Source organism: Streptomyces sp. NPDC048197, assembly GCF_043202395.1.
GTDB classification, from domain to species: Bacteria; Actinomycetota; Actinomycetes; order Streptomycetales; family Streptomycetaceae; genus Streptomyces; species Streptomyces siderophoricus.
In genome coordinates this window covers 149769-173230 of sequence record NZ_JBIDAJ010000007.1, presented here as the reverse complement: position 1 = coordinate 173230, position 23462 = coordinate 149769, and the positions used below count along the sequence as shown (strand labels likewise).

Below are 23462 nucleotides of genomic sequence, written 5' to 3'. Positions count from 1 at the left end.
CACCACCCCCAGGGGAATGGCTCCGCCATGCAGCATCGGCCTCGTGTGCTCTCCGGTATCCAGCCCACCGCCGGCTCCTTCCACCTCGGCAACTACCTCGGCGCGGTGCGCCAGTGGGTGGACCTCCAGGAGTCCCACGACGCCTTCTACATGGTCGTCGACCTCCATGCGATCACCGTTCCGCAGGACCCGGCGGAACTGCGCCGCAACACCCGGATCGCGGCCGCCCAGCTGCTCGCGGCCGGCCTCGACCCGGAGCGCTGCACGCTCTTCGTCCAGAGCCACGTGCCCGAGCACGCCCAGCTCGCCTGGGTCATGAACTGCGTCACCGGCTTCGGCGAGGCCTCCCGGATGACCCAGTTCAAGGACAAGTCGGCCAAACAGGGCGCGGACCGCACCACCGTCGGTCTGTTCACCTACCCCGTGCTGATGGTGGCCGACATCCTCCTCTACCAGGCCGATCAGGTCCCGGTCGGCGAGGACCAGCGCCAGCACCTGGAGCTGACCCGCGACCTCGCGGACCGCTTCAACACCCGCTTCGGCGACACCTTCGCGATCCCCAACCCGTACATCCTCAAGGAGACGGCGAAGATCTTCGATCTTCAGGACCCGTCGATCAAGATGAGCAAGTCGGCGTCCTCGCCCAAGGGCATCATCGACCTGCTCGACGACCCCAAGGTCACCGCGAAGAAGGTCAAGAGCGCCGTGACGGACACCGACACGGTGATCCGCTTCGACCGCGAGGCCAAGCCGGGCGTCAGCAACCTCCTCAGCATCCTCTCCACCCTCACCGGCACCGCCGTCCCCGACCTGGAGAAGTCCTACGAGGGCAAGATGTACGGCGCCCTCAAGACGGATCTGGCCGAGGTGATGGTCGATTTCGTCACACCGTTCCGGGACCGTACGCGGGAATTCCTCGACGACCCCGAGACGCTGGACTCCCTGCTGGCCAAGGGCGCGGAGAAGGCCCGTGCGGTCGCCGCGGAGACCCTCGCCACCACCTACGACCGGCTCGGACTCCTGCCGGCCAAGCACTGACGGAACGGTCCGCGCGGCCCGCCCCGGCCGGCGCGCGGACCCCGCCGACGCCGCCGCCCCCACTCATGGGGGCACAACGGCCCGGCCGTCCGAGGGCCGGGGACGCTCCCCGTCCGGGGTGCGCACCCGGCACACTAAGAGGGTGCGCGAGCGCGCCGCACACACGTCAGGAGGGAGAAGCCAGTGGGGACCGTAACGCTGGGCGTTTCGATCGCGGTCCCGGAGCCGTACGGCAGCTTCCTCCAGCGGAAGCGCGCCGGCTTCGGAGACCCCGCCGCACACGGCATCCCCACCCACATCACCCTCCTCCCGCCCACGGAGGTCCAGGCCGACGCGCTGCCCGCCATCGAGCGCCACCTGGCCGGGGTCGCGGCCGGCTCCCGCCCCTTCCCGCTCCGGCTGGAGGGCACCGACACCTTCCGCCCGCTCTCCCCGGTCGTCTTCGTGAAGGTCACCGAGGGCGCGGCCGGCTGCACCGCCCTCCAGGCCCGGGTGCGCGCCGCCTCCGGCCCGTGCGCCCGTGAGCTGCAGTTCCCGTACCACCCGCATGTGACGGTCGCGCACGGCATCGCCGAGGACGCCATGGACCGCGCCCGGGCCGAGCTCGCGGACTTCTCCGCGACCTGGACGATCGCCGGGTTCGCCCTCTACCAGCAGGGCGCGGACGCCGTCTGGCGCCTGGAGCGCGAGTACCCCTTCGGCCCGCAGGCCCCCGCCGTCCCCCGCCAGGCCGTCGACCTCTCCCGCCCCCCGGCCCCTTCCTGCTGAGACACACCGGCGGCGTACCGGGCCGTTACTGCCCCTGCCGTTACGGGGCACCGGATGCGCGCAGGCCGTTACGGGCACCGGATGCGTGCAGGCCGTTACGGGGTAGTCGGACTTTAGGGTTCCGGATCACCGGGGTGACCGACTGCTGTACGAGGGGAGCGCCGTGGACTGGTTGAGGAAACTGCCGGTGGTCGGGCCGGCCGTCGGCTGGCTGATGACCACTCACCTCTGGCACGCCTACGAACGCATGCTCCGGGTGCACTGGACCCGGCTCGCCGCCGCGATCACCTTCACCAGCTTCGTCGCCCTCTTCCCGCTGCTCACCGTGGGCGCCGCGATCGGCGCCGCACTGCTCAGCGACAGCGATCTGCACAAGCTGGAGGGCAAGGTCGCCGAGCAGCTCCCCGGCATCTCCGGGCAGATGGACATTGCCGGGCTCGTCGCCAACGCCACCACGATCGGCCTGGTCGCCGGTGCCGCGCTGCTGTTCACCGGCATCGGCTGGGTGGACTCGCTGCGCGACTGCCTGCGCGCCGTATGGGAGAAGGGCGACGACGACACCAACTTCTTCGTCGGCAAGCTCCGGGACGGCGCGCTGCTGCTGGGACTCGGCGGGGTCGCCCTGCTCTCGTTCGCCTGCTCGGCCTTCGCGTCCTCCGCGGTCGGCAAGGCGGCGCAGGCGCTCGGCCTGGCGGAGGGCGGCATCGGCACCGTACTGCTGTCCGCCGCCGGCTTCTGCATCGCCGTCCTCGCGGACTTCCTGCTGCTCGTCTACGTCCTGACCAAACTGCCCGGCGCCCACCCGCCGCGCAGCGCCGTGGTCATCGCCGGCCTCCTCGGGGCGATCGGCTTCGAACTGCTGAAGCTGCTGCTCAGCGGCTATCTGCAGGGCGTCGCCTCACGCAGCATGTACGGCGCCTTCGGCACCCCGATCGCGCTGCTGCTGTGGATCAACTTCACCGCGAAGCTGCTGGTGTACTGCGCCTCGTGGACGGCCACGGCGGGGGAGGAGACGAACGGGGCGACCGGGGCCGAGGAATCCGGCGACGCGGGGCCGGGTGCCGCGGAAGCGGCGGCGGGCGCCGCATAGCCCCCGCCCCACCGGCTCACCTCGCCCGCCGGCTCACTCCGCCCCGCCGGCTCACTCCCCGCCCGCCGACTAGCTCCGCCCCGCCGACTCACTTCGCGGCGCGGCGCCGGCGCACCACCAGTGCCACCGCGCCCAGCACCACCACCGCACCGCCGGTGATCCCCACCGCGGTCCAGGTGCTGCCCGAGCCGGTGCTGTCCAGCGCCGCCTGGGTGCTGCCCTGCCCGCCCTTGTGGCGCTTGCCCTGGGCGCTCACCGCGCCGGTGCCGTCGTCCTCGCTGCGCGGCCCGACCAGCCGGCCGACCGGCTCGACCTTGTCGGCCGCCGCGAACCCCCAGTCGAGCAGCTTGGCGGCCTCGCGGTAGGCCTCGTTGTGCACCGCCTTCTCCGGGTGCATGACGGTGACCAGCAGCTTGCGGTCACCGCGCTGCGCCATGCCGGTGAAGGTCGACCCGGCGTTGGTGGTCGAGCCGTTCTTCACGCCCGCGATCCCGGGATACGGCTTGATGTCGTAGTCCCCGCTCAGCAGGCGGTTGGTGTTCTGGATGCCGAACGTCGCGCGCTTGCCGTCCTTGCCCTTGTCCCCGGGGAACTGGGCGCTCGCGGTCGAGCAGTACTCGCGGAAGTCGGCGTTCCGCAGCCCGGCCCGGGCGAACAGGCTCAGGTCGTACGCGCTGGAGACCTGCCCCGGCGCGTCGTAACCGTCCGGCGTGACGACGTGCGTGTCGTTGGCGTTCAGTTCCTTCGCGTGCCGCTGCATCTGCGAGACGGTGGCCTTCGTTCCGCCGTTCATCGCCGAGAGGGTGTGCACCGCGTCGTTCCCGGAGCGCAGGAACACCCCGAGCCACAGGTCGTGGACCGTGTAGGTCAGGTTCTCCTTTATCCCGACCAGGCTGCTGCCCACGCCCATGCCCGCGAGGTCGGCGGGCTTGACCGTGTGCTTCTGGTTCTTCGGGAACTTCGGCATGACGGTGTCCGCGAACAGCATCTTCAAAGTGCTGGCGGGCGCCAGTTGCCAGTGCGGGTTCTTCGCGGCCAGCACCTTGCCGGTCGCGGCGTCCGAGACGATCCAGGACCGGGCGGTCAGCGCGTCCGGCCCCGGCAGCTTCGGCGCACCGGGCTTCAGCTGCACCTGTACGCCGGGCGTGCCCAGCCGCTCCCCGCCGATCTGCGACATCTTGGCCGGCGGCGCGGGGGCCTTGGGGTCCTTCTGGTCGGCGTACGCGGTGCCGGCCAGCAGCGGAGAGGTCAGCAGCCCGGAGACGGCCAGTGCGGCGGCGGCACGCAGGGACCGGCCGCGACGCACCGCGGCGCGCCCTGCAGCACCGGCAGCACCGGCGGCACGGGCAGCGCCGGCGGCAGGGGCAGCACCGGCGGCACGGGAGGCTCCGGCGGCGCCGGCCGGACCGGACGTGCCGGACGCATCGAGGGCGTCCGGGGCGCCGGGGGACGTGGAGGAGCGGGCAGGGACGGAAGCCGTGAAAGCACTGAAGGTCGTCGGCACGTCGCTGAACGTACCCCTCTTCGCCCCGGTCGCCGACAGCACCCCACGGAAGAGTGCCCCTCCCGACGGCCGGATGGAGCCGCTGCCCATACTGGAACCCATGAAGCTCTCTCGCCCCGTGTCCTGGTTCCTGCTCGCCTTCGGGGTCTGGAGCTGGTTCATCTGGATCACTTTCGTCAAAAACCTCTGCAAGGACGGGAGCGGTCTGGCCTTCAACGACGCCGGCGACCCGACCGCGTACTTCTGGGTCCATCTACTGCTGGCCGTGACGTCCTTTCTGTTGGGGACGGCAATCGGCGTGATCGGGTTCCGTGGCGTACGGGCCCTGCGCCGCGCGGCGGCGGACAAGTAGCGGACAAGTAGCGGGCGAGCAGCGGTCGGTCGGCGGCCGGCCAACTGGTGAGCAGCGGGCGGCCCGGCGATCCGGGCCGGGAAGCCGCCCGGCCCCGGGCCTCCCTCACCCTCCGTGAACCGCCGTAATCGTCCCGGAATGTGAGCGATTCGTCGCGAGGAATTTTGCTGCGGGGTTTTCCCAGAAGCGCTTCCGCCGGTCACAATCACCAGGCGACTTCCCCCGTCTCATGCGGACCCGGCGCTACCCGGGTGCGGTCACGGCTGCCCTGCCGTGCGCCGTCCCCGGTCCCGGGTGCCGCCCGTACGGGGTGGGTGCTTTCGGATGCGTGAAGGAGATGATCTCCCGTCGAGGAGGCACGTAGGTGGAAGGAAGGCTGTCCATGACGTCGGACGCGCGTGGTGAGGTTGAGGCGTTCATCCTGGGGGACCGGTTCTCCTGCCTGGCGGGCCGTTCGGCCTGGCGCCAGGGCGGCATCACACACCGGCACTATGACGTGCTGGGGAGCGAGGAGGCCGCCCGGCTGATGGCGCTCGATCTCGCGGAATTCGTCGGCTCGGCGGATTGGAGCGCCCGGTCCTTCACCAGCTTCATCGCCACCTTCGAGCAACCCCGCGGTGTGGACGAACTGCGCTTCGAGGAACTCCTCTGGCAGCAGCTCCAGCTCCTCCACGAGCAGGACGCGGAGAACCACCAGTGGGCGGCGGGCTATGCCTCGGACCCGCAGGCCCGGGAATTCGCGTACAGCGTGGCCGGACACCCGTTCTTCGTGATCGGCCTGCACGAGACCCACCGCCGCTGGGGCCGCCGCCCGCCCTTTCCGATGCTGGCCTTCAACTCCCACGAGCAGTTCACCCGCATCAAGGGCGCGGGAATGTGGGACCGCCTGGCGGAGAAGATACGCAAGCAGGACATCAAGCTGCAGGGCGATATCAATCCGAATTTGCAGGAATACGAGGAGCTTTCCGAGGCCCGTCGCTATTCCGGCCGCCCCAAGCCCGCGGAATGGCAGTGCCCGTTCGTTCCTGTGCCCGCCCCCGCCACCGTCTCCGCCTCCGCCTCCGGCGAGGCGGGCCCGGACCGGGAAGGGGATCTGGGCCGGGGCCGGGATCTGGACCGTGATCTGGATCTGGACCGGGAACTGACTCCCTCGGGGGCCTGAGCGAGGCGCGCGGAACGGGGCTAGCGAGGCGCGCGGAACGGGGCTGAGCAAGGCGCGTGGGGCGGACGGGGCGACCGGGGCGACCGGGGCGACCGGGTGCCCGGCGGCCCGCCCCTGCCGGGCCCCGCTTCCCCAGCCACGCCGGGTGCCCCTACCCCGTTCCGACTCCCCGTTCCGCTTCCCGTCCCGAGGGGCGGCGCTTCCCGATCCCCGCCGGGCGCCGTTTCCTCATCCCCACCGGGTGCCGGTTCGCCGCCGCCGGCCGGGCGCCCGATAGCGTGCTCGCCCGGGACGCCTCGAGTTCCCGGGACGTCTGGAGCCCCGGGGAGGGGTGTCTGGCGCTCCCGGGAGAGCTGAGGCTCCCGGGATACCGAGGCATCCGGAACCCCGGAGGTAGCCGAGCCACCGGAGGCCTCCAGGCCACTAAGGCCTCCAGGCCACTGAGGCCTCCAGGTCACTGAGGCCTCCGGACAACTGAAGCTAGGGAGACGCGGTGGTCTTTGCCCTGATCGCGGTGCCGGTCCTCGGCCTGTTCTTCGGCGTGCACCGCTACGTGTGGTGCCGCCTGGTCCGCGACACCACCGCACCCGGCAGCCGGGCCCGCCGCGCCGGCACCGCCGCCGCCTTCGCCCTCCCGCTGCTCTCCCTCGGCGCCCTCCTCGCCGGCCGGGCCGGCGTCCCCTTCGTGCTCCAGCAGGTGCTGGCCTGGCCCGGGTACCTCTGGCTGGCCCTGCTGCTGTACCTCGTCCTGGCACTGCTGGCCGGCGAGGTCGTACGGGCGGTGGGCCTGCGGCTCCTCCGGGGGCGGGAGGCACCGGCGACTCCGGCCCCCGCCGCACTCCCGGTCCCGTCCCCCTCCCGATCACCGGAAGTACCCGAAGTACCCGAAGTACCCGAGGGCTGCGAAGCCCCCGACGGCCCCCGCGCGGCCACCTCGTCGCCCCCCGCCCCCACCCCCTCCTCCGCCCCCACCCTCCTGCCGCCCCGTACCCCCGCGCTGCCCCCGCTCCCCACCCCGCCCCGGCGGCTCTTCCTCGCCCGGGCGGTGGCCGCCGGTGCGTCCCTGGCCGCCACGGCCGCCGTCGGGTACGGGACCGCGACCACCTTCCGCGGCCCGTCCGTGAAGCGGGTGACCGTGCCGCTGGCCAAACTGCCGCGCGCCGCGCACGGCTTGCGCATCGCCGTGGTGAGCGACATCCACCTGGGACCGATCCTCGGCCGCGCACACACCCGGCGCGTCGTCGACACGGTCAACCGCACCTCTCCCGACCTGATCGCCATCGTCGGCGACCTGGTCGACGGCAGCGTCGCCGACCTGGGCCCGGCCGCGGAGCCCCTGCGCGACCTGCGCGCCCGCCACGGCGCGTACTTCGTCACCGGCAATCACGAGTACTACTCGGGCGCCGCGCAATGGGTGGACCACGTACGGGAGTTGGGCATCCACCCGCTGGAGAACGCGCGGACCGAGCTGCCCGGCTTCGATCTCGCGGGCGTCAACGACCTTGCCGGTGCGACCGAACACGCCGGCCCCGACTACGACCTGGCGCTGGGTGACCGCGACCCGGCCCGGGCCGTCGTCCTCATGGCGCACCAGCCGGTCACCATCCACGACACCGTGCGGTACGGGGTGGACCTCCAGCTCTCCGGCCACACCCACGGCGGCCAGATGTGGCCCTTCACCTACGTCGCCGAGGCCACCAACCCGACCGTCGCGGGCCTGGAGCGCTACGGCGACACCCAGCTGTACGTGACCCGCGGCGCCGGAGCCTGGGGACCGCCCGTACGGCTGGGCGCACCCCCGGACGTCACAGTGGTCGAACTGGCCGCCCTGCGCGCCTGACCGGCGGGCATGACGGGTGGGCGTGACCGGCGGGCGTGATCACCTCCGGTCCTGATCGCCCCGGTCTTGATCGCCTTCGGTCGGAGCGGGGCGCAGGTTGCACCCGCAGGTAACGCTCCCTCTATAAACGAGCCACAGGGTACAGAGCTAAGTTCCGCTAGATGGGCGATCCATTGTGCAGGTAGCGAGGTATCCCGCAATTCAGAGCCTCTGCGGCTGCCAAGAAACGGGACCGCAGGCGCTGCGGAAGCATTGAAGTCGCGCGTGAGTGAGGCATGAAGGCAAGTTGAGACAGCTCTTCGTCGTGCGGCCGTGCATCGCGTGCATCGTTTGCATTCAGTACGCCGCCATCGAAGATGAAGGCGAGCTGATCATCCCAAGCCTCATGGGGAGCCACCCAGTCCACCACGAGCAACCCGTGGAGCGTGACGGTCAACCCCAGCTCCTCTTTGAGTTCACGTACCGCTGCGCTCGCCGGAGGCTCGTTCGCTTCCGCCATTCCGCCGGGAAGGTCCCACCCTGGCTTGTACGTTGGCTTGACCAAGAGGAAGTCGCCGGCTTCGTTCCTCAGCAGCACATCGGCAGCCACCCGCTTGCGGGCTTGCCGTGCGTTGCCTTCAGCCAAGTACGCGTACCAGGCTTCAGGGTCATCAGGTGTGGGTGTCATGAGAGTGTGCCTTCGTTACTAGGCGCCATGATGTCGGCGAGGAGTAGCAGGCGTGTCTTCGCCGCGGCGTCGAACCGTTCAAGGAAGTCCCGCACGGGGGGATGGTGGCGGTGACTGTTCAGCATGCGCCGAAGATCGGCCAACTGATTGACCACCCGCACCGAGCCGAGTGACGGATTCGTCGTCAATAGCATCACGCCGAAGTACAGCACTGCGTCCAGGTCGCCGCGCTGAGCATGGATCGCCACCAAGTTGATCTGGCTCAGGGCGAGGGACCGTGCCCGTCCCGACTCTCTAAGGGCTACTGCCCGATCGGCATGTTCAAGGGCTTCGTCGTACTGCTTCATATCCCGATACGTCAGGGCGCTTTCACTCGCTAGCGAGGCTTCATCAAAGGGACTGATCCAGGGATGAGTCGCTTCAGCAGAGCCAGTGAGCGCATAATGCGCCCGCTCCAGTTCGAGCAAGGCCACTGTTCCTTGATCAGCGACAGCGAGCGCCCGTGCGTGCATGGAGTGCAACCGAGCTATCAAAGAGGGGATATGTGGCCCCTGGTCGGCAAAGCGAAGACCCACCTTCGCCCAGTGCACCGCCTCTCCCACCTCTCCAACTTGCAAGGCGAGGTGGCTACTACTGGCTGCGATGTTGGCAGCCAGCGGTACGTCCCCTGAAGTCCGGGCGAAGGGTAACGCTCGCGCGAAGTGCCTTTGAGCCCTGCCATCACGCCCGGAATCGTGTGCCATCCATCCCGCCATCTCGCTCAGCGCAGCGGCAGCAGCGAAGACTTGCGGTTCGCTACTCGCATCTACCAGGCGGCTTGCAATGTTTTCCTTCAGGTGACGGATCACTGCACCGTAAAGGCGGCCGCCGCCCGTCTGCTTGTCCGCGTTTCGAAATGCGTCTATGGCTGCCAGGTCGTTGCCATCCGGTTCCAAAGCCGGGCCGGCCACCGGTTCGTCCCCCCGAGGTTCCCAAGCCCGCCGGGCCAGGTCCAACCTGGTTCCAGGAATGCGCAAGGCATCAGAAATTTGCTCAAACAGGGCTAACTTCTCAACGCGACTTTTGTTGTTCATGTAGTCGTAGAGTCGCCCCTGCGTGACCCCCACGGCAGCCGCGAGGCGCCGCGTGCTGAGGCCGCGATGGTTCAAGAGCCGGAACACAGCGCCCATGTCGCGTTCAGAGCAGGCGCGTTGGAAGCGGACGTCACTGAGCAAGCCGGCAACAACCGTCTGTAGATCCTGTTGCTCACGCCCCACTGGAACCACCCCTGCTTCAGCGTAAGTCGCGGCTGAAGGTGTTGTCCGTCGCCTGACTCCATCTTGGGGTCACCCGCTGGAGTCTCTTTCCTTGCCTGAACCGTCGTTGACTGAGAGTCGCACGCCACGCGAACGATGCGCAGGAGGACCAATGGACCCGCAGGACGGCTATCTGAACCTCAGCGCACGAGGCCGCAGGTTGGCTGCCCGCCTCAACACCCGCATGGCGTCGCTCGGCATCCACTTGGAGGCCATGGGTGACGTGCCATCGGGAACGACCGCACGCGTCCGGCTTGGCACCGTCGATGAAGCCACGGCGAAACGCCTCTTGGCGGTCGCGCAGAGCGCACCGCCCGAACACGACGACCAGGAGCAGTAATGAACGACCCGAGGGAGCCCCTCACTCCGCCGCCGCGACCGAGCCCGACGGTCCGTGTTTTCCGTGCGAACCAGTACGGCGAGGTCTACGTGCGGGAGGAGCCGGCCCAAGGCGTGCCGCCTCGGGCTTGCGCCCAGTGGGGAAGCAATTCGCCCCAAGGGGGTAACGAGGTGACCGATCAGCCCTTCTCATGCGGCGACGTCGTAGTGGACATGAGCAATTGCAAGGTTGGGAAGATCCAGGCGATACACGATGAGTGCCTCGTTTTGAGCAGGTCGGTGGGATCCCCGTGGGACGCCGCAAAGCGATCCTGTCGGTCCGCATCCGCAGCCGAGGCTGAAAGCCTCACGGGATTCCAAGGACTCAAAAAGTGCTGAGGGGCTGGAAAGTCACTAGCGACGGCACGTTCTGGGGTGGCGTCGTGGTGCTGCTCACGTGGGGCTCCAGCGTGATCGTTTTGGCTGTCGCGGCGACCGGCAGTCTTTGTTCGGGTCGTTGACCCCGTGCTTTGCCCTAAAGGCGGACATGATCTGACTCCGTCGGCGAGCGCGAATACCGATGCGAGCCCCATGGCCTCACCGTCTTACTCGACTCAGGCCAGTGCCGTAGTCCCTTCAGTTCCTCGGCAATCGAAGGCCGCCAAGACCCTCGGCATGAGGCCGAGCGCCCCACCCAGCGTGCTCCGTCCCCGGTTCTGGCCAGACAACCGGCCGGGGACGGAGCGCCATCACCGCACCAACCAACGAAAGGAAGTACACGGTGACCGTCACACAAGAGCACACGACGTTGCCGGAGGTGAAGAGTGCTCGCAAGCTCATCACCTCTGAGCAGTTCCTCGATGTCGCCAGCACGGTGCAGTGCAACAACGAGGGCATGGCCGCCAATGTTGCGGAGCGAATCACTGAGGAGGCGTTGAAGTTCGTCGCAGCCTGCTCAGCGGCACCGCGCGCCCGCCTCAAGCCGTCGCGGGTGGTCGATGAAGGCTGGCATGCCCTGATCCTGCACACGACCATCTACGCCGAGCTGTGCCGGTCTCTGCATCACTACGTGCACCACGTACCGGAGCGGCCGGACGTGACACGGCACGACCCGGAAGCTCTGGCACGGACTCAGGCCGCGATCAAGAAGGCCGGCTACGAGCCGGACCCGGCCATGTGGAGCGGACCTACCGACAACGCGATCCTGGTCGCTGCGTCCTGCGAGCACTCCGAACCGGCACCCGCCGGCTGCGGTGCCGACTGTTCCAACACCGGCCCGAACTGACGCCCCTCTGTCCGCGGTTCCTCAACGGCCGTACGGTCGTTGAGGAACCAGGAGGCGCTGACATGACCGAGTGGATCAACTCCGCGCACACGCAAGCGGTCTCGGCGTACCGGGAAGTCGTGAAAACGGGCGGGCACCCTCGGCCCCCGCGTAGCAAGTGGCGCAGGCACCCGGCACGACGGTGCTCCGGTGGCGTGGTCGTCGTCGACCAGGCGACCGGAAAGCCGTACACCCTGCCGTGCGCCTGCCCCGGTCACACGCACGACGATTGAACCCAGCCCTCGCCTGGCACCCGAGCGGACAGTCGCCCGCCCCAGAGGGGTCCGCCGTGTACTCCGTGAAGCGTCCTGCCGTGGTACGGCTGGGCGCACCCCCGGACGTCACGGTGGTCGAACTGGCCGCCCTGCGCGCCTGACCGGCAGGCCTGACCAGCGGGCGTGACCGGCGGGCCTGACCGGCGGGCGTGATCACCTCCGGTCCTGATCGCCCGGCCTCGATCGCGCCGGTCCTGATCGTCCTCGGTCGGTGCGGGGAGCAGGTTGCGCCCGCAGGTAACAACCCCTCTACAAAGTGCGGCACCATCCTGCGCTAAATCGGACAGATCATGACTTTCGATCTTGCATCGAAGGCACCCAACTCCCTAGTATTTATTGACTTTATGTTGCCCTTAGCGACGGCTTCACGGGGCGGTGCGTGGGGAACGGGCCGGGGCAGACGGGGAACGGGGAGAAGGAATGAGCGAGCGCTTCAGGGTCGATCTCGACGAACTGGACAGCGTGGTGCGCCAACTCCGCCACCTTCGAGGCGACATGGACGAACCCAGCCAGAAGGTGAAATACAGCACGACCATTCCGAAGTCGGCGTTCGGCGTGAATTTCCTCGAGGCGGGCGACCTCGCGAAGGCCCATGACGACATGCAGTCGTACATGTCGCAGGTCATCGACGCGCTCCAGGACCTCATCCACAAGTTCGGCGAGAAGACGGAAGCCAGCCGCGGCGCGTACGAGGACCAGGAGCACCAGACGAAGACCTCGATGAATGGCTGAGCACCACTCGGGGACGCGTGCACGAAGGGCGGAGATGGAGATGAAGGGGGGCCTGCATGGTTGACGCCAAGCAGGAGTACGACAGCGCCAAGGCGATGGAACAGCAGCGCAAGAACCACGAGCGGGAAGAGCGGCTGAAGTCGTTCCAGGGGCGCACCCCCATGCGTCGGTCTCCTTCCGACTTCCATCACCATGGCCTCAACGCGCTCCGGGCGATGATCGAAAACGCCAACCCCGAGGCCATCGAGACCTCGGGCCAGCACTGGCGTGCCTCTGCCGACCGGCTGGCCGGGGAGGACGGACACGGCGGAATCCGCAAGGCATTCATGGATGCCGTCAATCACGCCTCGGCGCACTGGGAGGGCTCGGCGGCCGATGCGTTCCGCAGGGAAGCCGGCAAGGTTCTCGAGAAGCTCGACCGGACGTACCAGCACTCGCGGAAGGTCGAGTCCACCCTGATCGGTAGTCGCTCGTCCGGGCCGGAGAGCAGCGTCGCGCACAGTCTTCGCGAGGCGAAGAAGACGATGTCGAAGATCCACGACCCCGGTGTCGTGGATCGGGCTATGGACGAAAAGGGCGACGACAGCCAGTTCAAGCGGGACATGGCGAATCCCAAGATGGACACCCGCATGGCCCTGGAGCTCAACAGGGACAGCCTGTCCCTGACCAAGGAGCGTCAGGTCGAAGCGGTCATCGTGATGGATGAGCTGGCAGCCAACTACGACGCACACGCGGGGGTTCTCCACGAGGGCGTCGATCCGGGTGGCCCCAGGGGCGACTGGCCGAAGGAGCCCTCCTCGAAGCCGTCGCCGCCCCCGGTGCACATGCCGGTGATCGGCGGCAGCCACCCCCGTACCTCGTCGCAGATGCCGCGTGCGCCGAAGATGCCCAACGGCGCGGGCGGCGGTGCCGTTCCACCCGGGTTCGACGGACCGAAGATCAACCGGCCCGAACTGCCCGTGACCACCGGGCTCGACAGCGTGCAGGGTGGCACCCTCACCCCGCCGTCGGTCGGCGGCGGTGGCCTGGGTGGTGGAACGACCGGTGGCGGTCACGGCGTGCCCGGCGGTACAGGTGGCGGCTTCCCGGGTGGGGCCGTTCCGCCCGGTGTCATCGGCATGCCCGGTGGTGGCATGGGCGCCGGCGGGGCGCGTGGCATGGGCGGTGCCGGCGGAATGCGCGGTGGCGGCATGCCGGGTGCCGGCGCCGGGGCCGGTAAGGCGGGCGGCGCCAAGGGCGCGGCCGGTCGCGGTCCGCAGGCGCGTACCCGTGGCGGTCTGGTCGGCAAGCCGGGCGGCCCGGCCGGTGGAGCCAAGCAGGGCGGTTCCGGGCTGCACCGCAGCCGCGGTGGCACGAACGCCGCCGCCGGAGCCGCGGGCGCGGCCGGTGCGAAGGGCAAGGGCAAGGGGGACAAGGAGCGCACCACCGGACAGCGCCCCGACTACCTTGTCGAGGACGAGGAGACCTGGAACCCGCAACGTAACGTTGCCCCTCGCGTCATCGAGTAGGCCGACGATAACGTCGCATGCGGCCAACGACGAAAGGCCCCGCACTCCCATGTGTGCGGGGCCTTTCCTCAGACGGAACAAGGCCGCCGGACAGCACAGCAAGAAGGAGCGAAGGATGAGGGTCACCCGAACACTGCGCGCGACGGTGGGTGCTGCGCTGACCGGAGCACTGCTGCTGTCCGCGGGCGGGACCGCCTCCGCGGACCAGGTCCGGAAGGCCCAGTGGCCGCTGGAGGCGTTCGGGGCCCAGCAGCTCTGGAAGGAGGCCACCGGCAAGGGCGTGACGGTGGCTGTCCTGGACAGCGGCTTCCGTACGACGCATCAGGATCTGAAGGGCCAGTTCCTGCCAGGGCCGGACTGGGGGAAGGCCACCCAGGAAGCGAACGCCAAGACCCTCGAACCGAACGAGGACGTCCGCGACCACGGCACCGCGATGGCCGGGATCATCGCCGGTCATGGACACGGGCCCGGTGGATCCGAAGGCGTGAAGGGACTGGCACCCGAAGCCAAGATCCTTCCCGTCCCCGAGTTCAAGAACAGCGGACTGGCCACGCGGTGGGCAGTGGAACACGGCGCCGACGTGATCAATATGTCGTACATCGAAAGCGTTCCGGGCGCCGACGACTGCGCAGCCATCCACTACGCGGTGGAGAAGGGCGTCGTGGTGGTGGCCGGTGTCGGCAACGATGGTCTCCCGAAGAAGAACTACCCGGCGGCCTGCCCCGGCGCGATCGGCGTCGGCTCGGTCAGCGAGTACGGGGAGCCGGACGACGCCAACAACGCCAACTCCACCCTCGACCTACTCGCCCCGGGTGTGAAGGTGCCCGTAGCCATGGGCAAGAGCGACTCCTCCTACCAGACCGAGGCGAACGGCAGCTCCGCCGCCACTGCCTACGTCTCTGCCGCCGCCGCGCTCCTCAAGCAGAAGTTCCCTGACCTCACTCCCGGCCAGATCGCCAACAGGCTGGTGAAGACGGCCGGCTTGGCGCAGGCCGAGAAGGCCAAGCACCTCAAGCTGCCGGACACGCACTACGGCTACGGCTTCATCCAGCCGGGCCCTGCCCTGCGGCGCGACATCGCCGCAGGTCCGGCCCAGGGCCCCCTGCCGATGCCGAAGGGTAAGGCATCCCAGACGGGCGTCGTCCCCGGCGCCGACAAGGGCTCCGACCCCAACCCCCCCATGGGCGGCAAGCAGACCGCCCTGCTCATCGGTGGCATCGCCCTCGGTGTCCTGGTCGTCGCCGGCATCGTCATCGGCATCGTGGTCGCCGTGCGCCGCCGCAACAAGACCGGCAACCAGGCCTGGGGCTGAGCCTCCGCTCCGTACCACTGCCGCGGCCGTTCCGCTCCGGAGCGGCCGCGGCGCATGTCTCAACCGCTTCTGGCCCCGAGGAGGACGGCAGTCTTCCTGAGGGCCGGTCTGGTCTGGCAGGGCACGATCGCGATAGCCGGAAGAAGGATGTCTTGGCGCACGATGCGCGTACACCGGCACCGGCGCTTGAGGCTCCGGACACGGCGGAGGTGTGGAAGACGCATTACCGTGCTCTGGCCGGACTCATCGCCTTGCGTCTGCTGGTCTCCGCGCTTCTCGTGGCCATCCCGGTCGTGTTGTCCCATGCCACGGGCTCGAACTCGATTTTCCTTACCCTGCCCATCGTTGCCGGTGTCTTCCTCTTCATCTTCACCCTGTGCCGGGTCATTTACGGAATCCGTGGATCCCAGTGCGCGCGTACTCCGCGGCTATCCGCTGGAGTTCCACCCCCGGGTGGTCAAGAAGCGTGAGCGGTGGACCCGGTACGGCAACGTCTTCGAGATCCGCGTGACGACGCGCGGGCAGCACGGGGCGCCGCTGATGCTGGCGGTCCCCGCGGCCGGACGCCGGCGGTGGCCGGAGGGTACGGAAGAAGGGGCGTGGGTCGCCGGTGACCTGGCCTTCGGTGGTGTCTTGGTGGTGCCCGGGAGCAAGGCGATGTTCTTCCTGAAGCCGGCGGACTGGGAAAAGTACGCCGGGCGACGTGCGGAGGCCGACCCCGAGCGCCTCGCACGAGCGGAGCAGGCGAGGCTCACGGACCGGACGAAGCGCGCGGTGATGATGCGGCCGGGGGCCTGATCCCTGAGCGTCACCTGCGTGCGCGGCGGGGAAATTCGGACGACGGGGCCGCATCGCCGCTGTTAGCTTCGGGCGTTATGGACCCCGTAGGTGAAAAAGCGATACGTGCCTCCTTTGTGAATTGCTCGAAGGGGGAGGCGAGCCGGATCAATCTGCCGGTGGGACTGGCCGGACTGCCGTGGCAGGATCTGGACTTCCTGGGGTGGCGGGATCCCGGGGCGCCGGACCGGAGTTATCTGGTGGCGCCGCGCGGCGACGGGCTCATCGGTGTCACGCTCAGGGTGCCGCAGGGAGTGCGGCGGAGTTTCACCAAGACGACGGTCTGTTCGGTCTGCATGACCGGGCATCCGGGGTCGGGGGTCAGTCTGCTGGCCGCGCGGCGGGCCGGCCCGTCCGGGCGGCAGGGAAACACCGTCGGCACGTACCTCTGCGCCGACCTCGCGTGTTCCCTCTACGTACGCGGGCGCAAGCGGTCCCAGCTCGCCGGGCGGCACGAGGAGACGCTGCCGCTGGAGGCACGGATCGAGCGCACGGTGCGCAACCTGGACGAGTTCCTCGACAAGGTGCTGGACGGCTGAGCCGGGGGAGGGGAGGGAGCGAGGGCGGGCGAGGGAGCGCTCTCGCAGGCCCTCGCACGAGCTCACACGCCCTCACCCGCCTTCGCACGTCCTCACCCACCTTCGCGCGGCCTCACCGCACGTCCGCACCGCCGCACGTCACGGGTTCTGGAACAGGACCTCCGGGTTGGCCGTGGACGGGCCGTTCAGCAGCGGGCGCGCGAGGCCGCGCAGGTGCTGGTCGAAGAAGGCGGTGACGTAGTCGCGGGTGATCTCCCCGGAGCGCTTGCCGGGGAGCGGGGCGGTGGGGTCGGTGATGCCGAGCTGGCCGCCCAGGACCGGGATGTCGATGAAGGTGAAGTGTCCGGCGTCGCGGACCGTGAGCCAGCGCTTCCAGCCGTCCAGCCGCCGCCAGGCACGCAGCCAGCTGGCGTCCTCGTCGTGCGGCGAGTGGCCGTTGAGCGTGCCGAGCATCAGGAACGGCCGGCCGTCGAGTCCGCCGCGGGGGACGGGCGCGGAGAACGTGCCGTCCATGTTGATGCCGGCGCGGATACGGGGGTCGGCTGCCATGGCGGCCGCGGCGGCGTTGCCGCCGATGGAGTGGCCGGCGGCGCCGATCCGCCGGGTGTCGATCATGGCGGAGTAGCGCCAGGCGGTCTGCTTTCTGTGACCACCCGGCCTCGTCAGGACGTCGAGGACGAAGCGGATGTCGGCGGCCCGGCCGGTGGCGACCTTGGCCATCAGCCGCTGCTGGGCGTCCTCGGGGGCCTTCTCGACCGTGTCGCAGGCGACGCAGGTGAGGGTGCGGCCGCCGGGGAAGGCCGTGCCGAAGGACTCGTAGGCGTGGTCGAGGAGGGCGACCACGTAGCCGTGTGAGGCGAGTTCCTCGGAGAGCAGGGAGAGCGTGGCGCGGTTGAGGGAGAAGCCGGGGGAGAGCACCACCAGCGGATGGGTGCCGGGGGCCGGCCGGGCGTCGGTGCGGGCGTGGGTACGGGTGGCGGCGAGCGCCTTGGCCAGCGGGGCGTCGGCGCGGTGGATGCCCTGGAGGAGGAGCTGGGCCTCCTTGGTGTCCATGTACGGGGCGCTGTGGTGGCCGGTGCCCGGGCGCGCCGGGTAATACAGCGAAACCATCAGCTCCCGTGCGCCCGCGGAGGGCACCCAGGGGTCCCGGCGCTGCTGGTCGGCGAGGTGCAGGGTGTCGCGCCCGACGGCGTAGGGGCCGGTGGGGCGCGGGAGGTGGAGCGTGGCGGCCGCCGGGGAGGCCGGGGCGGTGGCCGGCGTCGCCGGGTCCACGTGCGGGGCGGCGAGGGCGGCACCGGCGAGCGGGAGCGGCAGCGTGGCGGCGAGCGCCAACGCCACCGCGCCGCGGCGGAGTTGGTTGCGGACGTGCTTCCCGTGCTTCGAACCGTTCATGAAGCCTGAGCGTAAGCAGGGCGGTGCGCGGACGGTACTGACGAACGTCAGGGGTCGGCAGCGGCGTTCGCGGGTACCGGAGTGCCGTCTCACCGCCCGCACTTGGGTCACAGTCCGCACTTGGCTCACCGCCCGCACTTGGCTAGCCCGTGCTCGTCTCACAGCCCGTGCTTGGTCAGGAAGGTGTGGATCAACTCCTGCCATTCCGCGGGCCGTTCGACCATCGGGAGGTGGCCGGTGGCGATCTCCGCGTACTCGGCGCCGGGGATGTGGTCGGCCAGGTAACGGGAGTGGGACGGGTGCAGCAGGGTGTCCAGGGTGGTGGCGATGACCAGCGTGGGCACGGTGATCGTGGGCAGGTCGGCGGTGGTGTCCAGGGCGCGTACCAGCGCGGCCTGTTCGGCGGAGCCGGCGGGCGGCAGGGACGGGTCGGGGTCCAGGACGGCCGCGCGCTCGGCGGGGGAGAGGGCGTTGAAGGCCTCCGGGGCGAGGCCGCTGAGGGTCCGCACCTGGGCGAAGCCGGTGTAGTCCCCCTGCTCCAGGAGGCGCAGCCAGAGGTCGAGCCAGACTCTGGTCCGGGCGTCCGCCTTGGCGAGGCCGGCGGTCAGGACCAGTCCGCGGACCCGCTCGGGGTGCCGGGCCGCGGCCCGTACGGACACGGCGGTGCCCATGGAGAAGCCGATCACGGTGAAGGTGTCCATACCGGCCTCGGTGGCCTCGGCGACCAGGGCGTCGGCCAGGGCGTCCAGCTCCAACGGGCCGGTGGCGCGCGGGGTGTTGCCCGAGCCGGGGTAGTCGGGGGCCACGACGCGGTGGCCGGTGGCGGTCAGGGTGGGGATGAGGCCGCCGTAGTTGCCCTCGACGCTGCCGGTCGCGCCGTGGGCCAGCAGGATGCCGGGCCCGGCGGGATCACCGGCGACGGTGGTGGACAGCTGCGGAAGGGCGGTCGGGGATGCGGGAACCGATGCGGGAATCGATGCGGGAATCTGCGTCATGCGGAAGAGGTTGCAGTGTGACACCGGTGTCAAGGTCAAGTCGGTGCCGGGCCGTTCCCTTCGGCCCCGGTGCCGGAAGGGGGAGCGGATGCGGATCGGGGAACTGGCGCGGCGTACGGGAGTCAGTCCGCGGGTGCTGCGCTACTACGAGCAGCAGGGGTTGCTGAGCGCCGAGAGGGACGCGAACGGCTATCGGCGCTATCGAGGTGAGGAGGCGGTGGAGTCCGTACGGAGAGTGCGCGAGCTGCTCGCCGCGGGGCTGAACACCGACGAGATCCGCGGGCTGCTGCCCTGTGCCCAGGGCGGTCCGGGACTCACCCCGTGCGCGCTCTCGGCCGGGATCGTGGAGCGGAGGATGGCCCAACTGGACGCGGAATTGGCCGAGTTGGCCCAGCGGCGGGCGGCTCTGTCGGAGTATGCGCAGGTCATGCGGAAGCGCCGGGAGGAGGACGCGGCACTGGCGACGATGGCCCTGCGCTCGGCCTGACGCCACCGGGCGCCCGCCCCCGAAGAAGGCCGTAAGGCTCCTTGCGTTCTTTCCGATTCTTCTTGCGCTTTCCGCTTGCCATGACCGGCCCGTCCGGCCGATCCTCGTGTGCACGCCGTTCGGGGGAGCGGTGCGGAAGCAGGGGGCTGCCGTGTTACGAGTGCACTTCACCGGGCAGGACTTGGCGCGTACGAGGGTGGCGGAGGGCGCCGACCCGCTCTGGGAGACCGCGCTGAGCCTGCAGATCCTGCGGGAGGACCGCGGCGAGCCGGCGCTGGCCGCCTGGCGGCAGCACGCGGTGCGGCACGGCCCCGGGCCGCTGCGGACCCTGTTCCCGCTGGTGCCGCTGCGCGGCTACTTCCCGGACTTCCTCACGCCCTACGCCGCGCTGGAGGGCGTCGAGCCGGGGCTGGAGGCGGTGATGCGCACCCCGCGCACGCGACTGCGCGCCGAGGTGGCGCTGCTGGCCGGGCACCGGGCGCTGCCGGGCGAGGCGCGCGGAATCGGGGAGGGCGAACCGGCCGCGCTGCGCCAACTGGCGCGCAGCCTGCGGACGTACCACCACCTGGCGGTCGCGCCGGCCTGGCCGCGGATCGCCGGGCGGGTGGGCGCGGACCGGGCGTTGCGGGTGCACGCCCTGGCGCAGTCCGGGGCGGCGGCGATGCTGCGGACGTTCGGGCCGGCGATGCGCTGGCGGCCGCCGGTGCTGGAGGTGGCGTACCCGGTGGAGCGGGAGCTGTTCCTCCAGGGGCGGGGGCTGGTGTTCGTGCCGTCGTACTTCTGCCGGGGCGGGCCCATCGCGCTGGTGGACGACGCGCTGCCGCCGGTGCTGGTGTATCCGGCGGCCGAGCCGGAGGCGGCCGGGTCAGAGGCGGCCGGGCACGCCGAAGGGCCCCGCTCCCGTGCGTACGGGGGCGGGGCCCTCGGGGACGTTCCGGTCCCGGCCGGCGTCCGGGCCGGGGCCCGGGCCGCCGTCCGGCGCTGAACGGCGGTGCTAGAAGCGCCGGGTGATCAGCGCCCGCTTGACCTCTTGGATGGCCTTGGTGACCTCGATGCCACGCGGGCAGGCCTCGGAGCAGTTGAAGGTCGTCCGGCAGCGCCAGACGCCGTCCTTGTCGTTCAGGATCTCCAGGCGCTGCTCGCCGCCCTCGTCGCGCGAGTCGAAGATGAAGCGGTGCGCGTTGACGATCGCCGCCGGGCCGAAGTACTGGCCGTCGTTCCAGAACACCGGGCACGAGGACGTGCAGGCGGCGCACAGGATGCACTTGGTGGTGTCGTCGAAGCGCTCGCGGTCCTCGGCGGACTGCCGGCGCTCACGGGTCGGCTCGTTGCCGGTCGTGATGAGGAAGGGCATCACGTCCCGGTACGCCTGGAAGAAGGGCTCCATGTCGACGACAAGGTCCTTCAGCACCGTCAGGCCCTTTATGGCCTCGACCGTGATCGGCTTCTCCGGGTTGATGTCCTTGATCAGCGTCTTGCAGGCGAGACGGTTGCGGCCGTTGATCCGCATGGCGTCCGAACCGCAGATGCCGTGGGCGCAGGAACGGCGGAAGGTCAGCGACCCGTCCAGCTCCCACTTGATCTTGTGGAGGGCGTCCAGGACGCGCTCCTTCGGGTCGATCTCCAGCTGGAAGTCCTCCCAGCTGGCGTCCTCCGAGATCTCCGGGTTGAACCGGCGGATCCGGAAGGTGACCGTGATGTACGGGGAGTCGGCGAAGCCGGGCTCGGGCTGGCCGGCCTCAGCCGCCTTGTCCAGGGTCGGGGTAGCCATCAGTACTTACGCTCCATCGGCTGGTAGCGGGTCTGCACGACCGGCTTGTAGTCGAGACGGATCGACTCGGTGCCGTCGTCGCCCACCTCGCGGTACGCCATGGTGTGCCGCATGAAGTTGACGTCGTCGCGGTTGGGGTAGTCCTCGCGGTAGTGACCGCCGCGGGACTCCTTGCGGGCCAGTGCGGACACGGCCATGACCTCGGCCAGGTCGAGCAGGTTGCCCAGCTCGATGGCCTCCAGCAGGTCGGTGTTGAACCGCTTGCCCTTGTCCTGGATGGACACGTTCAGGTACCGCTCGCGCAGCTCGCCGATCTTCTCGACCGCGGTCTTGATCGTCTGCTCGGTGCGGAACACCATCACGTTGGCGTCCATGGTCTCCTGCAGCTCCTTGCGGATCTCGGTGACCCGCTCGCTGCCGGTGGCGGTGCGCAGCCGCTCGACCTGCTCCTCGACCAGCTTCGCCGGGTCCTCGGGGAGCTCGACGAAGTCGGCGGTGGCCGAGTACTCCGCCGCCGCGATGCCGGCCCGGCGGCCGAAGACGTTGATGTCCAGCAGGGAGTTGGTGCCGAGGCGGTTGGCGCCGTGCACGGAGACGCAGGCGACCTCGCCGGCCGCGTACAGACCCGGGACGACCGTCGTGTTGTCGCTCAGGACCTCACCCTCGACGTTCGTCGGGATGCCGCCCATGGCGTAGTGCGCGGTGGGCTGGATCGGGATCGGGTCCGTGTAGGGCTCGATGCCGAGGTACGTCCGGGCGAACTCGGTGATGTCCGGGAGCTTGGCGTCGAGCTGCTCCGGCGGAAGGTGCGTCAGGTCGAGGTAGACGTGGTCGCCCTCGGGACCGCAGCCCCGGCCCTCGCGGATCTCGGTGTAGATGGAGCGCGAGACGACGTCGCGGGACGCGAGGTCCTTCATGACCGGCGCGTACTTCTCCATGAAGCGCTCGCCGTCCTTGTTGCGGAGGATGCCGCCCTCACCGCGGGCGCCCTCCGTCAGCAGGATGCCCATCCGCCAGATGCCGGTCGGGTGGAACTGGAAGAACTCCATGTCCTCCAGCGGCAGCCCGCGGCGGTAGACGGCGGCCTGGCCGTCACCGGTCAAGGTGTGCGCGTTGGAGGTCACCTTGAAGAACTTGCCGCAGCCGCCGGAGGCGTAGATGACGGCCTTCGCCTGGAAGACGTGGATCTCGCCGGTGGCGAGCTCGTACGCCACCACACCGGCCGACTTCTTGACGCCGTCGACCTCGGTGATCAGCTGGTCGAGGACGTAGAACTCGTTGAAGAACTCCACGCCCTCCTTGACGCAGTTCTGGTACAGCGTCTGGAGGATCATGTGGCCGGTGCGGTCGGCCGCGTAGCACGACCGGCGGACCGGGGCCTCACCGTGGTTGCGGGAGTGACCGCCGAAGCGGCGCTGGTCGATCGTGCCGTCCGGCGTGCGGTTGAACGGCAGGCCCATCTTCTCCAGGTCGAGGACCGAGTCGATGGCCTCCTTCGCGAGGATCTCGGCGGCGTCCTGGTCGACCAGGTAGTCACCGCCCTTGACCGTGTCGAAGGTGTGCCACTCCCAGTTGTCCTCCTCGACGTTCGCGAGGGCGGCGGCCATACCGCCCTGGGCGGCGCCGGTGTGGGAGCGGGTCGGGTAGAGCTTCGTCAGGACCGCGGTGCGGCTGCGCTTGGTCGCCTCGATGGCGGCGCGCATGCCCGCGCCGCCGGCGCCGACGATGACGGTGTCGTACTTGTGGATCTTCATGGTTCCAGTCAGCCCCGGCTTCAGGAGATGTTCGGGTCGAAGGTGAAGATCACCAGCGTGCCCAGAAGGACGGTGAACACCGTCGCGGTGTACAGCAGCATCTTCAGCCAGAAGCGGGTGTTGTCCCGCTGCGCGTAGTCGTTGATGACGGTGCGCAGGCCGTTGGCGCCGTGCAGCATGGCCAGCCACAGCATCAGCAGGTCCCAGACCTGCCAGAACGGCGAGGCCCAGCGGCCGGCGACGAAGGCGAAGCCGATCTTGGAGACACCGCCGTCGAGCACGAGCTGGATCAGCAGGTGGCCCAGGACCAGGACGACCAGGACGATGCCGGACAGCCGCATGAACAGCCAGGCCTGCATCTCGAAGTTGCCCCGGGAGGCGCGTCCGGTCTTCTTGGTGCGCTTGCGCGGCGGCTCGATGACCGGGGCCGGGTTGTCCACGTCGTAGAGGCGGACGTCGTTCGCGGTGGCGCCTGCGGAAGTGGTTTCAGCGGACATCTCGC

Annotated in this window: 24 protein-coding genes; 16 read left to right on the top strand and 8 right to left on the bottom strand. The window is 69.7% G+C overall.

Annotation, left to right across the window (positions count from 1 at the left end):
• Positions 1-27: 27 nt before the first annotated feature.
• The 3 genes from trpS to ACGF4C_RS12735 all read left to right on the top strand — a co-directional run bounded on the left by trpS (position 28) and on the right by ACGF4C_RS12735 (position 2896).
• Positions 28-1038 carry a tryptophan--tRNA ligase gene (gene trpS, locus ACGF4C_RS12745; RefSeq protein WP_393565878.1) on the top strand — a complete coding sequence of 337 codons (1011 nt, stop codon included), beginning with the start codon at positions 28-30 and terminating at the stop codon, positions 1036-1038.
• A gap of 183 nt (positions 1039-1221) precedes the next feature.
• On the top strand, positions 1222-1806 hold the full coding sequence (locus ACGF4C_RS12740; protein WP_393565705.1) for a 2'-5' RNA ligase family protein: 585 nt from the start codon (positions 1222-1224) through the stop codon (positions 1804-1806).
• Between the two features lie 163 nt (positions 1807-1969).
• Entirely contained in the window at positions 1970-2896 is a 927-nt protein-coding gene (locus ACGF4C_RS12735) for a YihY/virulence factor BrkB family protein (RefSeq protein ID WP_393565703.1), read from the top strand.
• A gap of 88 nt (positions 2897-2984) precedes the next feature.
• Here ACGF4C_RS12735 and ACGF4C_RS12730 read toward each other — a convergent pair whose 3' ends face one another.
• Positions 2985-4490 carry a D-alanyl-D-alanine carboxypeptidase family protein gene (locus ACGF4C_RS12730; RefSeq protein ID WP_393565876.1) on the bottom strand — a complete coding sequence of 502 codons (1506 nt, stop codon included), beginning with the start codon at positions 4488-4490 and terminating at the stop codon, positions 2985-2987.
• Positions 4491-4500: 10 nt separating this feature from the next.
• Here ACGF4C_RS12730 and ACGF4C_RS12725 point away from each other — a divergent pair, with 10 nt between their 5' ends.
• The 3 genes from ACGF4C_RS12725 to ACGF4C_RS12715 all read left to right on the top strand — a co-directional run bounded on the left by ACGF4C_RS12725 (position 4501) and on the right by ACGF4C_RS12715 (position 7754).
• Positions 4501-4752, top strand: a complete 252-nt coding sequence (locus ACGF4C_RS12725) for an SCO4848 family membrane protein (protein WP_030417175.1) — start codon at positions 4501-4503, stop codon at positions 4750-4752.
• 382 nt (positions 4753-5134) lie between these two features.
• Entirely contained in the window at positions 5135-5914 is a 780-nt protein-coding gene (gntA, locus tag ACGF4C_RS12720; RefSeq protein WP_393565701.1) for a guanitoxin biosynthesis heme-dependent pre-guanitoxin N-hydroxylase GntA, read from the top strand.
• Positions 5915-6407: 493 nt separating this feature from the next.
• Positions 6408-7754: a metallophosphoesterase gene (locus ACGF4C_RS12715; protein ID WP_393565700.1), complete on the top strand. Its 1347-nt coding sequence runs from the start codon at positions 6408-6410 to the stop codon at positions 7752-7754.
• A gap of 157 nt (positions 7755-7911) precedes the next feature.
• Here the strand turns inward: ACGF4C_RS12715 and ACGF4C_RS12710 are convergent, their stop codons facing one another.
• Positions 7912-8421, bottom strand: a complete 510-nt coding sequence (locus tag ACGF4C_RS12710; protein ID WP_393565698.1) for an NUDIX domain-containing protein — start codon at positions 8419-8421, stop codon at positions 7912-7914.
• Positions 8418-9677, bottom strand: coding sequence for a helix-turn-helix transcriptional regulator (locus ACGF4C_RS12705; RefSeq protein ID WP_393565696.1), 1260 nt, complete (start codon positions 9675-9677; stop codon positions 8418-8420). The genes ACGF4C_RS12710 and ACGF4C_RS12705 overlap by 4 nt, the downstream gene beginning before the upstream one ends.
• A 151-nt stretch (positions 9678-9828) precedes the next feature.
• On the opposite strand from ACGF4C_RS12705, the gene ACGF4C_RS12700 reads away from it, so the two are divergent.
• The 8 genes from ACGF4C_RS12700 to ACGF4C_RS12665 all read left to right on the top strand — a co-directional run bounded on the left by ACGF4C_RS12700 (position 9829) and on the right by ACGF4C_RS12665 (position 16561).
• Positions 9829-10056, top strand: a complete 228-nt coding sequence (locus ACGF4C_RS12700) for a hypothetical protein (RefSeq protein WP_393565694.1) — start codon at positions 9829-9831, stop codon at positions 10054-10056.
• A gap of 759 nt (positions 10057-10815) precedes the next feature.
• Positions 10816-11319, top strand: coding sequence for a glycine-rich domain-containing protein (locus ACGF4C_RS12695; protein ID WP_393565692.1), 504 nt, complete (start codon positions 10816-10818; stop codon positions 11317-11319).
• Between the two features lie 268 nt (positions 11320-11587).
• Complete coding sequence (locus ACGF4C_RS12690; RefSeq protein ID WP_393565690.1) at positions 11588-11734, top strand: hypothetical protein; 147 nt, start codon at positions 11588-11590, stop codon at positions 11732-11734.
• Between the two features lie 319 nt (positions 11735-12053).
• The gene (locus tag ACGF4C_RS12685) at positions 12054-12365 is read left to right on the top strand and encodes a hypothetical protein (protein ID WP_030417123.1); all 312 of its coding nucleotides are present in this window, start codon (positions 12054-12056) and stop codon (positions 12363-12365) included.
• A gap of 56 nt (positions 12366-12421) precedes the next feature.
• On the top strand, positions 12422-13873 hold the full coding sequence (locus ACGF4C_RS12680; protein WP_393565689.1) for a WXG100 family type VII secretion target: 1452 nt from the start codon (positions 12422-12424) through the stop codon (positions 13871-13873).
• Between the two features lie 115 nt (positions 13874-13988).
• Positions 13989-15185 carry a S8 family serine peptidase gene (locus tag ACGF4C_RS12675; RefSeq protein ID WP_393565687.1) on the top strand — a complete coding sequence of 399 codons (1197 nt, stop codon included), beginning with the start codon at positions 13989-13991 and terminating at the stop codon, positions 15183-15185.
• Positions 15186-15584: 399 nt separating this feature from the next.
• Positions 15585-15983: a hypothetical protein gene (locus ACGF4C_RS12670; protein WP_393565686.1), complete on the top strand. Its 399-nt coding sequence runs from the start codon at positions 15585-15587 to the stop codon at positions 15981-15983.
• 77 nt (positions 15984-16060) lie between these two features.
• Positions 16061-16561, top strand: a complete 501-nt coding sequence (locus ACGF4C_RS12665) for an FBP domain-containing protein (protein ID WP_393565684.1) — start codon at positions 16061-16063, stop codon at positions 16559-16561.
• 138 nt (positions 16562-16699) lie between these two features.
• On the opposite strand, the gene ACGF4C_RS12660 is transcribed toward ACGF4C_RS12665, so the two are convergent.
• Both ACGF4C_RS12660 and ACGF4C_RS12655 read right to left on the bottom strand, forming a co-directional pair.
• Positions 16700-17953 carry an alpha/beta hydrolase family protein gene (locus tag ACGF4C_RS12660; protein ID WP_393565682.1) on the bottom strand — a complete coding sequence of 418 codons (1254 nt, stop codon included), beginning with the start codon at positions 17951-17953 and terminating at the stop codon, positions 16700-16702.
• A gap of 158 nt (positions 17954-18111) precedes the next feature.
• Complete coding sequence (locus ACGF4C_RS12655) at positions 18112-18948, bottom strand: alpha/beta fold hydrolase (protein WP_393565681.1); 837 nt, start codon at positions 18946-18948, stop codon at positions 18112-18114.
• A gap of 88 nt (positions 18949-19036) precedes the next feature.
• On the opposite strand from ACGF4C_RS12655, the gene ACGF4C_RS12650 reads away from it, so the two are divergent.
• Positions 19037-19435 carry a MerR family transcriptional regulator gene (locus ACGF4C_RS12650; RefSeq protein WP_393565679.1) on the top strand — a complete coding sequence of 133 codons (399 nt, stop codon included), beginning with the start codon at positions 19037-19039 and terminating at the stop codon, positions 19433-19435.
• 151 nt (positions 19436-19586) lie between these two features.
• Entirely contained in the window at positions 19587-20420 is an 834-nt protein-coding gene (locus ACGF4C_RS12645; protein ID WP_393565677.1) for a hypothetical protein, read from the top strand.
• 9 nt (positions 20421-20429) lie between these two features.
• On the opposite strand, the gene ACGF4C_RS12640 is transcribed toward ACGF4C_RS12645, so the two are convergent.
• Genes ACGF4C_RS12640 through ACGF4C_RS12630 form a run of 3 tightly spaced genes read right to left on the bottom strand, consistent with a single transcriptional unit; the run spans position 20430 to position 23457 of the window.
• Positions 20430-21206 carry a succinate dehydrogenase iron-sulfur subunit gene (locus ACGF4C_RS12640; protein WP_393565675.1) on the bottom strand — a complete coding sequence of 259 codons (777 nt, stop codon included), beginning with the start codon at positions 21204-21206 and terminating at the stop codon, positions 20430-20432.
• Positions 21206-22960 (bottom strand): succinate dehydrogenase flavoprotein subunit, encoded by a 1755-nt coding sequence (sdhA, locus tag ACGF4C_RS12635; protein WP_393565673.1) that lies wholly within the window; start codon positions 22958-22960, stop codon positions 21206-21208. Before sdhA ends, ACGF4C_RS12640 begins: the two co-directional genes overlap by 1 nt.
• A 20-nt stretch (positions 22961-22980) precedes the next feature.
• Positions 22981-23457, bottom strand: coding sequence for a succinate dehydrogenase hydrophobic membrane anchor subunit (locus ACGF4C_RS12630; protein WP_030416514.1), 477 nt, complete (start codon positions 23455-23457; stop codon positions 22981-22983).
• Positions 23458-23462: the final 5 nt, after the last annotated feature.

Bases quoted from the DNA above. Each gene is read 5' to 3' on its own strand.
- trpS (WP_393565878.1), top strand. From the start codon at position 28: ATGCAGCATCGGCCTCGTGTGCTCTCCGGTATCCAGCCCACCGCCGGC.
- ACGF4C_RS12730 (WP_393565876.1), bottom strand. From the start codon at position 4,490: ATGGGCAGCGGCTCCATCCGGCCGTCGGGAGGGGCACTCTTCCGTGGG.
- ACGF4C_RS12725 (WP_030417175.1), top strand. From the start codon at position 4,501: ATGAAGCTCTCTCGCCCCGTGTCCTGGTTCCTGCTCGCCTTCGGGGTC.
- gntA (WP_393565701.1), top strand. From the start codon at position 5,135: ATGACGTCGGACGCGCGTGGTGAGGTTGAGGCGTTCATCCTGGGGGAC.
- ACGF4C_RS12710 (WP_393565698.1), bottom strand. From the start codon at position 8,421: ATGACACCCACACCTGATGACCCTGAAGCCTGGTACGCGTACTTGGCT.
- ACGF4C_RS12700 (WP_393565694.1), top strand. From the start codon at position 9,829: ATGGACCCGCAGGACGGCTATCTGAACCTCAGCGCACGAGGCCGCAGG.
- ACGF4C_RS12685 (WP_030417123.1), top strand. From the start codon at position 12,054: ATGAGCGAGCGCTTCAGGGTCGATCTCGACGAACTGGACAGCGTGGTG.
- ACGF4C_RS12680 (WP_393565689.1), top strand. From the start codon at position 12,422: ATGGTTGACGCCAAGCAGGAGTACGACAGCGCCAAGGCGATGGAACAG.
- ACGF4C_RS12675 (WP_393565687.1), top strand. From the start codon at position 13,989: ATGAGGGTCACCCGAACACTGCGCGCGACGGTGGGTGCTGCGCTGACC.
- ACGF4C_RS12665 (WP_393565684.1), top strand. From the start codon at position 16,061: ATGGACCCCGTAGGTGAAAAAGCGATACGTGCCTCCTTTGTGAATTGC.
- ACGF4C_RS12660 (WP_393565682.1), bottom strand. From the start codon at position 17,953: ATGAACGGTTCGAAGCACGGGAAGCACGTCCGCAACCAACTCCGCCGC.
- ACGF4C_RS12655 (WP_393565681.1), bottom strand. From the start codon at position 18,948: ATGACGCAGATTCCCGCATCGATTCCCGCATCGGTTCCCGCATCCCCG.
- ACGF4C_RS12650 (WP_393565679.1), top strand. From the start codon at position 19,037: ATGCGGATCGGGGAACTGGCGCGGCGTACGGGAGTCAGTCCGCGGGTG.
- ACGF4C_RS12640 (WP_393565675.1), bottom strand. From the start codon at position 21,206: ATGGCTACCCCGACCCTGGACAAGGCGGCTGAGGCCGGCCAGCCCGAG.
- sdhA (WP_393565673.1), bottom strand. From the start codon at position 22,960: ATGAAGATCCACAAGTACGACACCGTCATCGTCGGCGCCGGCGGCGCG.
- ACGF4C_RS12630 (WP_030416514.1), bottom strand. From the start codon at position 23,457: ATGTCCGCTGAAACCACTTCCGCAGGCGCCACCGCGAACGACGTCCGC.